Here is a 13,634-nt window from a genome sequence, read left to right as displayed (position 1 = left end):
GCCTCGCTTCCCGGTTTGGACTCTCGACCTCGCATTTCACGAGCCTGTTCCTTCAGCACACGGGGCACTCCCGATCGACCATCTGATCCGCGTGCGCATCAGTCGAGCCTGTGCGCTACTCGACATGACCAGCCTCTCCGTTCAGGAGATCGCTGCGCGCACCGGTTACGGAGACGCCTATTACTTCTCACGCATTTTCAAAAAAGTCACCGGACTTTCTCCGAAGTCCTATCGCAAATCATCGAAAGGATAACCCGGCCACTGGGATTTTCCCCCGCGAAGCCATTCCTTCCCGAGGGAGAACGCGATTGCACGTGCCTCCATCAGGATTCTCGACGATACTGGAGGAGACATGCGCTCTGTAGTGACAGCCGTGAACGAGCGGCGATGGGATTTTGCCAGCGACAACACGTCGGGAATCAGCCCGAAAGCCTGGGCTGCTATGGCGGAGGCCAATGAAGGGTTTCTTCCCTCCTATGGCGACGACAAGTACACCGAGGCGGCCGCCGATGCGTTTCGCGAGGTTTTTGAAATCGATTGCGAAGTCTTCTTTGTTTTCAACGGAACGGCGGCCAACTCCCTCGCGCTGGCCTCGCTCTGCCAGTCCTACCATAGTGTGATCTGCCATGAGACGGCGCACGTCGAAACGGACGAATGCGGCGCCCCGGAGTTCTTTTCCAACGGGACGAAGCTGCTGCTCGCAGGCGGTCCGAATGGCAAGCTCTCGCTCGACACCGTGGATCACCTGATCATGAAGCGGCGAGACATCCACTACCCTCGCCCCCACGTCCTGTCGCTCTCGGCGCCCACGGAGCTCGGCACACTTTATCGCCCGGAGGAAATCCGCGAGCTCACGGCGCTGGCCCACAGTCACGGCCTCAAGGTCCACATGGACGGCACGCGCTTTGCCAATGCCATCGCCGCGCTCGGGGTAAATCCCGCGCAGCTCACGTGGCAGGTCGGCGTGGATGTTCTTTGCTTTGGCGGAACCAAGACCGGCCTCGGCCTCAGTGAAGCGGTGGTGTTTTTCAATCGCACCCTGGCGGAGGAGTTTGACTACCGTTGCAAACAAGCGGGCCAGCTGGCTTCGAAGATGCGATTCATGGCCGCGCCATGGGTGAAGATGCTGCCCGATGGGAGCTGGCTGGAGGGTTCTTCCCATGCCAACCATTGCGCCGCGCTGCTGGTCGACCTGATCAAGGATGCCCCCGATGTTGAGCGCCTCTTCCCCGTCGAAGCCAACGCGGTTTTTCTCCGCCTCCCCCAACGCGTGCACGATCATCTTAAGCGCCGGGGCTGGAGCTATTATATCTTCATCGGCGGCGGAGCGCGATTCATGTGCTCGTGGGCAACGAGCGAGGATGCGGTGAGGGATCTGGCGAAAGACATTTGCGAAGGCGCAGCTCAGACCTGACTCCCCTTCCAGGATGATCGTCACCCGGCGAGATTCATTGACAACCGGTTGAGAAGAGCTAATCGGAACTTGGTTAGCCCCTTCTCCTCCCATGAAAACTCCTGCTTGCTTTGCTGCATGCGCAGCGATCGCCTGGCTCCTCGTATCGTCAACGGCTCTTGCCGATACCATCCTGTACTCGGAAAACTTCCAGCCTCCCGTGGCCGAGGGCGTGACCTCGGACCAGAATATCTCCCTCATACACTGGGCCGGAGATATTCAGGGGGCCAATCAATGGCGACTTTTTACCAATAATCTGGGCATCACCGTTCCGGAGTGGGCGATATGGTCCTGGGCCACGAGCGGGGCCGAGGCCTACTTTACCAACCGCACGATGAATGCCGACTTCTCCGCGATCAGTCTCGCGACCGGCCCGCTGAAGTTTTCCATCGACATGGTTTCCGATCACTTCGGTGCCAACACGCTTAACTATTTCGCCGTACAGATCGATGACGGGCAATGGTATGTCTCAACCGTCAATCTCGGAATCCCCCCGGCAACGTTCACCACATTTGAAATGGCGTTCAATGCAGCCAGGGAGAACTGGCGCCTGATGACAGTCAATGCCGGCGGTTCCGGAGGCCCGGTGATCGGAGCATTGGCGGAAGCCGACTTAGCCGGAACGATCACCGGCGTCGGGTTTGTCGTGGATCGCACCGGTGATGGTACGACGGACTTCCGCAATTTTGTCGTGTCGGTGCCGGAGCCTCCGGCCCTCGGTCTCGGCGCAATAGCAGCAGCAATCTCTGTCAGCGTGATCCTTTTGAGACGCCGCAGACAGCCCACTCCCCCGGAGGCTATTTCCTCGTCCAACCTGCCACGGTGATCGGGAAGGTAATACACAGCCTTTCTCCCACCTCGCGAGCAGAGAAGCCACAGGCATTGCGGCCAATATCCCCGCGGATGATGGCGCGGAGTTCATCACGTTCCCCCGAGGGGAAGGACGAATCAATCAACGAATCAAGCTCCATGGGCAAACCAAAGCGGCGAATGGAGGCTTCGCCCAGATCGACCGCTTCGCCGAGGGCGACGAATTCCTCCAGGGTCAGGGCTGAGGTGTGCGACGCGTCGCGCAGTTTTTCGAAGCGGTCATAGTTTTCCCGACATGCGGCGGCGGGTGAAGCATCGCAAATGACGATGCGTCCGCCCGGGCGGGTAACGCGTGCCATTTCGCGCAATACGACGAGCGGATTCTCCAGGTGATGGAACACGTAGCGGCTCACGGCCACGTCAAAGGTTTCGTCCGCAAAGGGCAGGGCAGCCATGTCGCCTTCGACGAAGCGAGTATTTTCCAAACCGGCTTCTTCAGCCCGCCGTCCGGCCTCATCAATCATGGCCTTCGTGACATCGACGCCTGTGATTTCGCGGCAATGCGGAGCGAGAGCACAGCAGACCAGCCCCGGACCGCAGCCCGCGTCGAGAACGTACTGGGTACCGTCCAGCCGTGCGATGTCCCGGATAAAGTCGAAGGACTCCAGCGCGGAATGTGCCTGATGCCGTGCGAAGGGGACAGCCTGCAAGGTAAACTGCCGAATGATCTCGGCCTGATGGGTGTCGGAATTCATACCGGAAATCTGACTGGTTCTTTCCTGACCGTCTCACGTTATCCGGACAATCTTTATTGAGATACGGCCATGTGATGAGAGATTGGACCCGTGACGAAGCACTTGAGCGCAAAGGAAACGGAGAAGGCGATTTCGAAGTTTGGCATCGAGCGATCGCTCATTGAAGCGTTCGGATACTCCGATGAAATGGTGCGGCATCGCTATGCCTTTCATCGGCATACCAAGCACCAACTACTCTCTCCCCAGGCTGGTGTGGTGATGGTCGAAACTGCCGACGCATTGCACGTGGTCTCTGCGCTTCAAGCAGCCTGGATTCCTGCCGGGGTGCGGCATGCAACGACCATTGGCGAAGCTCCGGCCTATACGCTCTTTTTTCCAGCGGCAAAGTTTCGCACACCGGTAGAGTCTCTACATGTTCTCCCCGCTGGATCGCTTTTGAGAGAGCTCCTGATGGCTGGAACTGCTACCAGGAAAGTGCCATCGGCCGTCAGGCAAAGTCTTTTTACCCTGCTGCACTACACCTGTGTCCAGGCTCTGAAAAATCCGGCGCAACCTTCTCTGCCCCGGCCGCGCTCGGCGGCACTCAGCAAGGCAGTGGATCAGTTGTTGCAAACTCTGGAGACCGCCTCTCCCGCGTCGCTGGCGCGCCATGCCGGGGTAAGCGAGCGCACCCTACGGCGTTACTTTCGTTCGGAACTCGCCCTTTCGCCAGAGCGCTACATCCAGCAGGCCCGACTGACCAAGGCGATGCAACTCCTGATGGACCGACGACACGTTCGCTCGGTGATCGATGTGGCTCTGGAGGTGGGCTACTCGAATCATAGCGCCTTCAGCGCAGCCTTTCGGAAATTTACGGGGCGGAGTCCCGTGGAATTTCGCACTGGAGAATTTTCGCCCTCCGCGATGGGTTAGCCACGTTGTTTCCCTCGGAGCGGCGAATGGACACTTGGCGCGGCGAGGCGTTTTGGAGAAAATATCGAAACTCCCATGTCCCACTCTGCTGCCGCCGCCAAGCCCGACCTGACTGGATTGGCTGCGCAATTGGACGGCTCATTGGAAAGCGGCGATCTCGTGCGGACGCTTTATGCGACTGATGCATCCGAGTACCGGGAGACACCCCTGGCGGTTGCCTTTCCCAGGAGTGAGATCGACGTGCGTAAGGTCGTGCTCTTCTGCGCCCGGAACGGATTGGGCTTCATCCCGCGCACAGCGGGAACCTCCATCGCGGGACAGGTGGTGGGATCGGGACTGGTCGTCGATCTCGGCAGGCATCTCAACCAGGTCGTAGCGGTGGATCCTGCGAAACGCCGGGTGCGGGTGCAACCGGGCGTGGTGCGTAACGAATTGAACGCCTTTCTCCAGCCTTACGGCATTTTCTTCGGCCCGGAAACGTCGACGGCTAACCGAGCCATGATTGGCGGCATGGTGGGCAACAACTCGTGCGGATCAAATTCCATCGTCTACGGGTCGACGCGCGATCATCTGGTTTCCGCTCGCGGATTTCTTAGCGATGGCTCGCCGGTACGATTCGGTCCGCTGAGCGAGGGGGAATTTCACGCCAAATGCGCGGGGCCGGAAAGCTCGCTGGAGGCGCGGATTTACCGCCATTGCCGCGACCTGCTTTCCCCGGCAGAGAACCGGGAGACGATCCGCAGGAATTTTCCAAAAACGTCAATTCCCCGGCGCAATACCGGCTACGCGCTCGACCTGCTGATGGACGCGCGGGTGTTCGATCCCTCAAGCGACAAGCCGTTCAACCTGTGCCGCCTGCTGGCGGGGTCGGAGGGCACGCTGTTTGTCGGTGTCGAGTTTGAGCTGGAGTGCAGCCCGCTGCCGCCTCCTCACAGCGCGCTGCTATGCGCGCATTTCTCCAGCGTGGACGAGGCGTTGCGCGCAGTGACTCTGGCGCTCCCGCATCATCCATATGCCGTCGAGCTGATCGACCGCCACCTTCTCGAGGCAACGAAACGCCACATCGAGCACGCGAAGAATCGCTTTTTTGTCGAAGGCGACCCGGGAGCGGTGCTCGCCATCGACATACGTCACGATACGGCGGAGGCCACAGCGGCATCATTGCGAGAATTGACTGCTTCCCTAAAAATGGCCGGACTGGGTTATCACTATCCGGTGCTGCAAGGCAGCGACCAGGCCCGCGTGTGGGAATTGCGCCGGGCCGGACAGGCGCTGATCAGCAACATTCCGGGCGATGCCAAGCCTCGCGAAGTGGTCGAGGACACGGCTGTCGATGTGCGAGATCTGCCGGCGTATATCGCGGAGTTTGACGCCATCATGCGGGAAAAATACCGCATCGCCTGCGTCTACTATGCCCATGCGGGAACGGGTGAGATTCATACCCGTCCGCTCTTTGACCTGAAGACACCGGAGGGCCAGCGGATGTTTCGCAGCGTGGCGGAGGACATCGCCGCGCTGGTGAAGAAATACCACGGCTCGCTCAGCGGCGAGCACGGCGACGGGCGGTTGCGCGGGGAGTTCATTCCTTTCATGGTTGGAGAGGAATGCTATGAGTTCATGCGCCGGACCAAGGCGGTCTTTGATCCCCTCGGCATCCTGAATCCAGGCAAGATCATCGACACGCCGCCGATGGACACTTCGTTGCGGCACTCGCCAGATCATCCCACGCCGGAATACGAAACCGTCTTTGACTTTTCCTCGGCTCTCGGCGTCGTGCGAGCCGCCGAACAATGCAATGGCTCCGGAGAATGCCGCAAGGGACCACTCGCAGGCGGAGCCATGTGCCCGAGCTACATGGCCACCCGGTCGGAAAAACACTCCACTCGCGGCCGCGCCAATGTGCTGCGTGAAGCCTTGCTGCATCCCCGGGACGCGCTCAAGCCCTTCGACAATGAGGAGGTCCGCGAGGTGATGGAGCTTTGCCTGTCGTGCAAGGCGTGCAAATCGGAATGCCCCGCCAACGTCGACATGGCCAAGCTGAAAGCCGAGTTTCTCCAGCACCATCATGATGCACATGGCGCGCCGCTTCGCTCCCGGGTGGTGGCGCGATTTGCCTCCGCCAGTCGTATTGCCTCTTTCGCACCGCAGACGTGGAATGCTATCTTCAGCAATCCCACCCTGCGCCGGGCGGTCAATCGCCTCATCGGATTCCATCCGGAGCGCAGCATTCCTCTCCTGGAGACAACTCCGCTGTCTCGCTGGAATCGCAAGCGCGCGAAGCCGCCGAGGAAACGGCGCGTCTACTTCTTCTGCGACGAATTCACGGAATACAACGACGCCTCGATCGGGCAGAAGGCTATACGGCTTCTCGAAGCTTTGGGATACGAGGTGGTGATCCCGGATCACGTGGAGAGCGGGCGCTCGCGATTGTCGAAAGGCTTCCTGCGCGAAGCGCGGGAAATCGCCCGGCAAAACATTCGCCGTCTGGCTCCCTTGATCTCCGCGGAGACTCCGCTGGTAGGCATCGAGCCCTCGGCGATCCTGAGCTTTCGCGATGAGTATATCGACCTCGTCGATGACACGGAACGCGAGCAGGCCAGGGCGCTGGCAAAGCACACCTATCTCGTCGAGGAATTCCTCGCGCGAGAAGCTGAGGCCGGGCATATCGGGCCGGAGGCGTTTCGTACGGAGAAGCGAGATATCCGCCTGCATGGGCACTGTTTTCAGAAGGCGCTCTCCTCGCTCGATCCGGTCATACGCGCCCTGCAACTGCCGCAGGGCTATGTGGTGAAAGTGATCCCATCCGGCTGCTGCGGCATGGCGGGGTCGTTCGGCTACGAGGCCGAGCATTACGACATCTCCATGCAGATCGGCGAACTGGTGCTTTTCCCTGCGGTGCGGTCGCTGCCGCCGGACATTCTCGTCGCGGCAGCAGGCACCTCATGCCGCCATCAGATTCGCGATGGCACGGGACGCCGTGCGTTGCACCCCGTGGAGATTCTCTACGAGGCGCTCCGCACTTCCTCCGGCCCTATCGACCGCAAATAACGACCACTTCGTGCCCCTCGAGCCAGTCGAGGGTAAACCTCACCCGCCCGTTTTCCTCGGTGAAGGAAATATCCCCACCGTCAAAAATCCGCCTCACGCTGGCAACGGGGCCATCGACCTTGACATCGACCTCGAGATTGCGCGCGGCGGCGGCGTCTTCCACCATCTCCTGGGTGGCGGCGCGCTTCTGCGGGATGTAGCTCAGGAAATGCAGGATCGTTTCCTTGCCTCGCGTGCCGACGGTAGCCTCCACATAGCTCGGTCCCTTCACGCGTACGGCAGGAGCAGGCAATAGTCTCTCCAAAGCCGCAGCGACGAGCTGACGGCATGGGAGATTGCCATGCAGCGCGTAGGCACGGAAGACCGGCAGGGCGAAGATCGCCTCATTGCCCCGCACCACGGCGGCGGCGTAAGGGGAGGTCTCCGGCACGTTCGGCGTTTGCGCGTGCGAGGAAAATTTCTCCCAGCCGCGCTCGAAGTATGGCTCGACGATACGCGCGAGCACGTCGTCTCCCTCCTGCGGAACGAGCCGGTTGCCACGCTCATAAAAGACATGGAGCGTGTCGGCCAGCGAACCGCGCTTGTCGGTATCGAACCGCAGGTAGACGGCGGAGAAAGGCGACTCCTCACCCGGTGTGCAATCCCGGATCACCTTGCCGCCAGCCGCCTTGTAGGCCGAGAGGCGTTTCTCGAGTTCCTGGGTCACGATCAGCGACTCCGGCAGGATCACAACCGCGTAGGAGGACCAATCCGCCTCAGGATCGACGAAGACAAACTGGTAGCGCAGCTGGCTGAGCGCCTTGGTGATTCCATCAAAACACTGGTTGCCATTGCGCTCGGAGACGGGAGTGCTGAGCAGGACGGCGATTTCGCTCGTCGCCACGACATCGCGGCACCATGGCTCGCATTTTTCCACATGCCGGTAAACCTGACCGATCACATCATAGACGCCGCGGTCGATGGCGCCCGAGGGATGAAGCTGATCGCCCACGCTGCACCCGCCGCCATGAGCGAGAGCCTGCACGCAATCATACATGAGCGAGGCCGTAGTACGCAGGCCGCCAAAGTCCGCCCAGCTCTTGTGAAATCGCCCGGTCATTCCGATCATGGGGAGGCCGAGCGCCTTGGCATAACGCACCCAGACCGGAAAATAGGAGTATCCCCACTGGCCGCTCGGGAGCGCCTCGATCTCAATGTGACGGAGGAACCTCCGCTCCTTGCTTGCGTCGGAAATCGGGCGGCTGTTGAACCAGATCGGAACATCTTTCTGGTACTTCGCCGCCACGGCGGTCAGGCGCTCCATGTAGCGTTGCGTCACACGGTTGGCATAGAGAGCACGGTCGTCGGGATTCGTCGGGTCGAGATTCTCTCGCTGCATGCCCGCGATGGCCCACTTGGATACGCTCACCTGGTCCCAGCACATGTCAAAAAACAGGCCGTCGACCGGGGCAAATTTCTTCATGACCTCCTCGGTCTGCGCCTCAAGGTACTCGAGGTAGGGGCTCGACATATCGAGAATCCGCCAGTTGAACGAATCATTGCCGAGTGGTTTCTGGCCGACCAGGCTGCCATCGGGATTGACCGCGCGCCACTCCGGGTGGGTGTTGGCGGCGTACTCGTCGCACTGGACGCTGATGTAGATCGGGCACTTGATATCGCGGCGATGCAAGACTTCGACCTGCTTTTCCAGCAGCCCCTCGCCCATGCTGGGATGCCGCGCGGCATGCTCCGTGTCATAATAGAGATGACCGTGGTGGCATTTGGCAAAAAGGGTCATGCTGTCCACGCGAGCCTCCTCGATCACCCTGCCGAACTCCTCCGGGTCAAACGCCGCGCCCACGGCGGGAATAAACGGACTGGTATGAAAATCGAGGTGAACCTGGCGCGCCCTCGAGGGGAAGGTCGAAGAACTCATGGGGTAAACGTAGCGCAAACCTCCGCGGGAATGGTATGGCTAAAGCTGGCAACGATATGTAAATTCACGCCATGGACATCGGCTCACCTCCCTCGACCGAGGCCGAGGCCTTTTTCCGCAATCTCACCCTGAAAGTCCTCGTAACACGACGAACATGCATTGGGGACGACTGGAGCCTTGACCTCTGCTCTCCTTATTGGCGGCTCTATGTAAATAAAGATCGCGGAGGATTCATCGACATGGGCGATGGGCGCATTCCATTGAGACCCGGAACGCTGTATCTTATTCCCGCCTGGCTGCGTTTCTCGACCGGTGTCACCACGCCAACGATGCAGAGTTACATTCACTTTGAGTTCCAGAATTTCCCCTCCGGGATTCATCGTGCCCATTTTCAGCGCCCCTTGTCGCTGCCGCTCACGGGCCAGCTCCTGCAGACCTGCTCCCGGTGGGAGGATGCCCTCATTCAGGATAACCCTCTCTGGATTGCACTGGCCCACGCTTACGCCATCGCTTACTCAGCCATGGCAACAGCTCTGGAGGAATACCCCGAGGGTCGAGGCTGCTTTGCCTGGGCCGCCGGATCGGGGCGATTCAAGCCCGCCCTCGACTTCATCGCCGATCATCTCGCCAAGCCGATCCGCAATGAAGAGCTGGCGCGACGGTGCGGGATGAGCACGAGTCACTTCATCCGCATGTTTCGCGGTGCGCTGGGAGTGACGCCCACGCAATACGTGATGGATCGCCGCATTGCCTCATCCGCCGAGATGCTGACCTGTACGGAGCGAAGCATCGAGGACATCGCGGAGAGCCTGGGATTTTCCGACCGCTTCCACTTTTCCAAGGCATTCGCGCAGCGGCTGAATGCCACACCTGCCGCCTATCGACGCTCGCTGCGGTCGGCGAGCGTCTCTGGTGCGGCCTGACTTATCCCTGGCAGAGCAGCGAGAGGTGCTTGCGGAAGTGCCGCTCGAGCAGTTCCTCGTGAAGGGCGGCGTTTTTGGTCAGCCGGTCGAGGATGCCCTCGCGGAAGGTCTGCCCGTCCGGGCGACGGCCCACGGTGAGCACGGAGCCAAACGTCACGTGCAGCAACTGCCGCCCGGGACGCAGATCGAGATAAAGCTCCTCCCAATCCTGCTGGGCGGAACCCTCCAGCGCCTGCACCTCGGCATCGGTGGTCGAGATGTGATAGCTGGCACGGTCGGTGGCGAAGCGGGTGTGTGAGTACTCCGCGATCTCCGCGAAAAGCTGGGGATCAACCCGCAGCACGGCACGCAGGGCCTCGAGATAGCTCGTGCCAGCGGTCTTCACGTGCAGTAGATCGCCGCAGACGCGGCCGATGATGGGATAGACGGTGAATTTATCCGAGCCGCTGTGGATGCTGATCTTGTAGGGGCCGCACAGCTCCGCGATCTGGCGATGCAGGACGAGCTGACGCTCGAACTCGGCAAGGTCGCCCTTGTAGTCAATACCCTTCTCGAAATCGCCCACGAAACGTGGAGCGAGTCCAGTCACGGCGACGCCGCGGCGCTTCAGCTCCAGGCCGACGAAGAGATGCTCGTGCGGCGTAGTGGCAAAGTCCGTCTCGTCGACCGATATCTCGATGTCGGCATCAGCGCGATGAGAGCGAATCTCCGCCGCCATGTTGGCGCTGTGCGCGATGGCACGACCGTATTTTACCGCCGTACGGGTGAGCGTTTCAGGCGAGAAGGTTAGGGATTGCGAACCGAACTCGAAGGTCTTCCCCAGGTAATCGGACGGATGAAAGATGTCCTCGCGCTCGATCTGCGCGGCGAGTGGCTCCAGTTGGCTTGCCGACATCGTGTCGGCGCGGTTGTTCACGTAGGAGGATGGATCGATCGTGAAAAAGGTGAACCCGGCGGCAGCGGTGACCTGCACATCCTCGGGGGTCTTGAGATGATCAGCATCCGCACCCCACACACCATTGAACCCAGCGGCTTTCAGCGCCGTCTCGGCCGCGGTCATCACCTCGGTCGGAGTGCGCTGCGTGCGCGCCATTTCTCGGATCGATTGCTGGGCGAAGATCGGGGCGAAGTCATACCCAAGGGCAGCGGCCAGATGGCCGGGCGTCGCAACGCCGAGGCGGTCGCCAAAACCAAAGGACTTCGTCAGGGAGAGCGGGGAGGCTTTTTGCATACGATGGTGAAACTATCGAGCCGGGCCGCCGGGAGGGGAAATAAATCGAGATAGCATTATGATTATGGTGACTGATATTGCTACTTCGCACGTCATGACGATCAAAGCCATCTACCCCCCGCCAGCTGGCCGCCCTCGTTGGTCGAGCGAGGCCACCGTGGCCGCAGGGTTGGACTATCTTTCCTGGGGATGGCGGGAGTATGGACGGCATCCGATTCCCCTCGCCCGGCATGACGGGTGGACCTACCAGGCGGTCCTGGCTGGCACGGTCTGCCTGCAACTGGAGAATGCGAAAACCACTATTGGCACCGGCTCAGTGGTGCTGATTTCCCCGGAATGCGCCTACGGGTGGAGCGGCCGCGCCAGTGATCGCTGCAAAATCCTCAGCTGGATCTGGCGGGATGCGCCTGCCATTCCGGGCTTGGAAAGGACCCCGCAAGGCTGGAGCGCCATTTCCCTTCCGCCCGTTGCGCTCGCCACCTTGCGCCAGTTACATCGTGAGACGCGTTCCGAGGCGACGCTGGGTGGAGATCTGGCTGCACAGGCTCTCGGGACGATTCGCACACGCATGGACATCCTGCTGGCCCGAGCTCTCATGCTGGAAACCGGGGAGGGTTCCCGATTCCGGCTGGCATGGCGCTGGCTGACCGATCATCCCGGGGAACTCCGTCCCGTAAGGGCTCTCTCCGACTATCTCCAGATGGCGCCCTCTTCCTTGCAAAGGTTATTCGAGAAACACAAAGGAATGTCCGTGCGTGAAGCCGCTCTGGCCATTCGCATGCGGGCCGCCCGGCAAGGACTGCGAAATCCCGTTCTTTCGGTTAAAGAAATCGCCCTCCACCTCGGGTACGCCCACTCCGGGGATTTCACCCGGGCCTACAAAAGCTTCTGGGGGAAAGCTCCTTCCGCAGATCGAAAGGCCGGTTAAGGCATCTCGTTGCTTCGATCCGAAACAGACTTTCGATAGACGGACTCGAGGGTCGCCCCGTCCAGCAACCGGGCGGCGTAGTCCCGAATATCGACAAACAGCCAGCGAAAATGGCATGCGCTCTCGTGGGGGCAGGTCTCGGCGCTACAGTCCAGGCACGCACAAGGGGCCGGCCCATGAAGGCCATCGAAATTTCGAACCACCTCGCCAATGGAGATTTCTGCCGCCGGGCGGGCGAGGCGGTATCCGCCATGTTTGCCTGGAATGCTCTGTACGACACCCTGCTCCTTGAGCTCGCGCATGATCTGCTCAAGAAACTTGCGGGGAATCTTACTCTTCTCGGCAATCTCGCGAGCGGAAACCGCCGTATCTCCTGGCGAGGCCACCAAGGCGAAAAGAGCTCTCAGCGCGTAGTCGGTCTTGTTGGAAATTCTCACAGGCGGGCAGGGAATTTTCTACTATGTCCGTGAAATTCCTGCCGTCAACGGCTCCTGAAGATATTTCTTAAGTATCTTATATCCAAAGGAATAATGATCAAGCTCCGACTGCATTGTCAAAAAGTCCTATTTACTTTCAAATAACTACCAAGTAAGTCGCTATTAGTTATGAACACCCAAACTCACACCACCAAAACCCAGTTCCCCCTTTCGGAACACCCTGTCTTCCGCCGCTCCTATCGCTCCTTGCTTGGAACGCTGGCCGTCGCCGCATCCCTCGCCTTTGCCGGGACTCATCTCCTGGCGGGAACCGCCATCGACACGTCGAAAGACGTCTCGAAGAATCCTCCCGTGGCACCCGAAAAGGGGCCTCCACTTCCCCTGCATGAAATCGAGGGCAATGGTGGCATTCTGACCACGCTGTCAGCCTATATCGTGAATCCTCCCCGGAACGGGGAACCCGTGGGTCGGCCCGCCATCGGGTCGGGTTTCGTCAGCCTGGGAAACGGCTGGGCGCTCGTTCCGGCCACGGTTACGTGGAGTCCCTGGGAGCGGATCGAACTTGGCTACGGCTTCAACTGGCTCTCGCTGGGCAACCTCCCGACCGACATTCGCAATGCCACCGGGATCAGCATCGGGAACACCTCGGTCGCGGTGCATAACTTCAACGCCCGGTTTCAATTGCTGAAGGAGAATGAGTTTGATCAGAAGTGGCTCCCGGCGCTGACCTTCGGCGTCCACTACAAGTACAACGTCGGGATCAGCGAGATTAACAATGATCTCGGCGGCGCGCTCGACCAGGCGGGACTCTCCGGAAACAACGGCGTGGACTTCACCCTCTACGCCAGCAAGCTCATCACTTTCCTGCCTCGCCCCGTCCTGATCAATGTCGGCGGCCGCGCCACGCGGGCGCAGGAGCTGGGATTCCTCGGTTTCTCCAATCAGTACAGCTTCCTGTTCGAGGGAAACGTTGCGGTATTCCTCACGGACTGGCTCATCCTCGCGGGTGAATATCGCCAGCAGCCGAACTCCTATACGCCCATCCCGGGGCTGATCGGAAAATCTGGAGACTGGTGGACGGTCGACCTGGCCTGGGTGGTGAACAAACACTTTACCGTCGCCGGAGGATACGGCTACTTTGGAACCGTGGCCAACAACGTCGCCAACGGCGTCTGGGGCTTCACCCTCAAGTACGAATTCTAAGTCGGAAAACTCCTTTATT

11 protein-coding genes and 1 pseudogene are annotated in these 13,634 nt (G+C 60.3%); 8 read left to right on the top strand and 4 right to left on the bottom strand.

Features of this window, described 5'->3' with window-relative positions; all coding sequences use genetic code 11:
* Window positions 1-67: 67 nt before the first annotated feature.
* From TSACC_RS22655 to TSACC_RS02165, 3 genes and pseudogenes are all read left to right on the top strand, one after another.
* A pseudogene (locus tag TSACC_RS22655) lies at window positions 68-253 on the top strand (helix-turn-helix domain-containing protein); the annotation flags it as partial.
* A gap of 120 nt (window positions 254-373) precedes the next feature.
* Complete coding sequence (locus tag TSACC_RS02170; protein WP_075080547.1) at window positions 374-1,414, top strand: threonine aldolase family protein; 1,041 nt, start codon at window positions 374-376, stop codon at window positions 1,412-1,414.
* A 91-nt stretch (window positions 1,415-1,505) separates the two neighbouring features.
* Window positions 1,506-2,279, top strand: coding sequence for a hypothetical protein (locus tag TSACC_RS02165; RefSeq protein ID WP_075077763.1), 774 nt, complete (start codon window positions 1,506-1,508; stop codon window positions 2,277-2,279).
* On the opposite strand, the gene TSACC_RS02160 is transcribed toward TSACC_RS02165, so the two are convergent.
* Entirely contained in the window at window positions 2,251-3,018 is a 768-nt protein-coding gene (locus TSACC_RS02160; protein WP_075077762.1) for a class I SAM-dependent methyltransferase, read from the bottom strand. The genes TSACC_RS02165 and TSACC_RS02160 overlap by 29 nt on opposite strands.
* A gap of 90 nt (window positions 3,019-3,108) precedes the next feature.
* Between TSACC_RS02160 and TSACC_RS02155 the strand changes: the two genes are divergently transcribed.
* The gene (locus tag TSACC_RS02155) at window positions 3,109-3,930 is read left to right on the top strand and encodes a helix-turn-helix transcriptional regulator (RefSeq protein WP_075077761.1); all 822 of its coding nucleotides are present in this window, start codon (window positions 3,109-3,111) and stop codon (window positions 3,928-3,930) included.
* A gap of 75 nt (window positions 3,931-4,005) precedes the next feature.
* Window positions 4,006-6,978 carry an FAD-binding and (Fe-S)-binding domain-containing protein gene (locus tag TSACC_RS02150; RefSeq protein ID WP_075077760.1) on the top strand — a complete coding sequence of 991 codons (2,973 nt, stop codon included), beginning with the start codon at window positions 4,006-4,008 and terminating at the stop codon, window positions 6,976-6,978.
* Here the strand turns inward: TSACC_RS02150 and TSACC_RS02145 are convergent.
* Entirely contained in the window at window positions 6,962-8,893 is a 1,932-nt protein-coding gene (locus TSACC_RS02145; protein WP_075077759.1) for an alpha-amylase family protein, read from the bottom strand. The genes TSACC_RS02150 and TSACC_RS02145 overlap by 17 nt on opposite strands.
* A 71-nt stretch (window positions 8,894-8,964) precedes the next feature.
* Between TSACC_RS02145 and TSACC_RS02140 the strand changes: the two genes are divergently transcribed.
* On the top strand, window positions 8,965-9,816 hold the full coding sequence (locus TSACC_RS02140; protein ID WP_075077758.1) for a helix-turn-helix domain-containing protein: 852 nt from the start codon (window positions 8,965-8,967) through the stop codon (window positions 9,814-9,816).
* Window position 9,817: 1 nt separating this feature from the next.
* Here the strand turns inward: TSACC_RS02140 and TSACC_RS02135 are convergent, their stop codons facing one another.
* Window positions 9,818-11,047 carry a tagaturonate epimerase family protein gene (locus TSACC_RS02135; protein ID WP_075077757.1) on the bottom strand — a complete coding sequence of 410 codons (1,230 nt, stop codon included), beginning with the start codon at window positions 11,045-11,047 and terminating at the stop codon, window positions 9,818-9,820.
* A 94-nt stretch (window positions 11,048-11,141) separates the two neighbouring features.
* On the opposite strand from TSACC_RS02135, the gene TSACC_RS02130 reads away from it, so the two are divergent.
* Window positions 11,142-11,975, top strand: coding sequence for a helix-turn-helix transcriptional regulator (locus tag TSACC_RS02130; RefSeq protein ID WP_169809505.1), 834 nt, complete (start codon window positions 11,142-11,144; stop codon window positions 11,973-11,975).
* Here the strand turns inward: TSACC_RS02130 and TSACC_RS02125 are convergent.
* The gene (locus tag TSACC_RS02125) at window positions 11,972-12,412 is read right to left on the bottom strand and encodes an RrF2 family transcriptional regulator (RefSeq protein ID WP_075077755.1); all 441 of its coding nucleotides are present in this window, start codon (window positions 12,410-12,412) and stop codon (window positions 11,972-11,974) included. The two genes, TSACC_RS02130 and TSACC_RS02125, sit on opposite strands and share 4 nt — an antisense overlap.
* Window positions 12,413-12,580: 168 nt before the next feature.
* Here TSACC_RS02125 and TSACC_RS02120 point away from each other — a divergent pair, with 168 nt between their 5' ends.
* Window positions 12,581-13,615: a DUF3034 family protein gene (locus TSACC_RS02120; protein ID WP_075077754.1), complete on the top strand. Its 1,035-nt coding sequence runs from the start codon at window positions 12,581-12,583 to the stop codon at window positions 13,613-13,615.
* Window positions 13,616-13,634: the final 19 nt, after the last annotated feature.

This window comes from Terrimicrobium sacchariphilum (assembly GCF_001613545.1).
GTDB classification, from domain to species: Bacteria; Verrucomicrobiota; Verrucomicrobiia; order Chthoniobacterales; family Terrimicrobiaceae; genus Terrimicrobium; species Terrimicrobium sacchariphilum.
This window is presented reverse-complemented; position numbering and strand designations above follow the sequence as displayed.

Coding starts and splice junctions, on each gene's coding strand:
- TSACC_RS02140 (WP_075077758.1), top strand. CDS start 8,965: ATGGACATCGGCTCACCTCCCTCGACCGAGGCCGAGGCCTTTTTCCGC.
- TSACC_RS02130 (WP_169809505.1), top strand. CDS start 11,142: ATGACGATCAAAGCCATCTACCCCCCGCCAGCTGGCCGCCCTCGTTGG.
- TSACC_RS02150 (WP_075077760.1), top strand. CDS start 4,006: ATGTCCCACTCTGCTGCCGCCGCCAAGCCCGACCTGACTGGATTGGCT.
- TSACC_RS02135 (WP_075077757.1), bottom strand. CDS start 11,047: ATGCAAAAAGCCTCCCCGCTCTCCCTGACGAAGTCCTTTGGTTTTGGC.
- TSACC_RS02160 (WP_075077762.1), bottom strand. CDS start 3,018: ATGAATTCCGACACCCATCAGGCCGAGATCATTCGGCAGTTTACCTTG.
- TSACC_RS02145 (WP_075077759.1), bottom strand. CDS start 8,893: ATGAGTTCTTCGACCTTCCCCTCGAGGGCGCGCCAGGTTCACCTCGAT.
- TSACC_RS02165 (WP_075077763.1), top strand. CDS start 1,506: ATGAAAACTCCTGCTTGCTTTGCTGCATGCGCAGCGATCGCCTGGCTC.
- TSACC_RS02120 (WP_075077754.1), top strand. CDS start 12,581: ATGAACACCCAAACTCACACCACCAAAACCCAGTTCCCCCTTTCGGAA.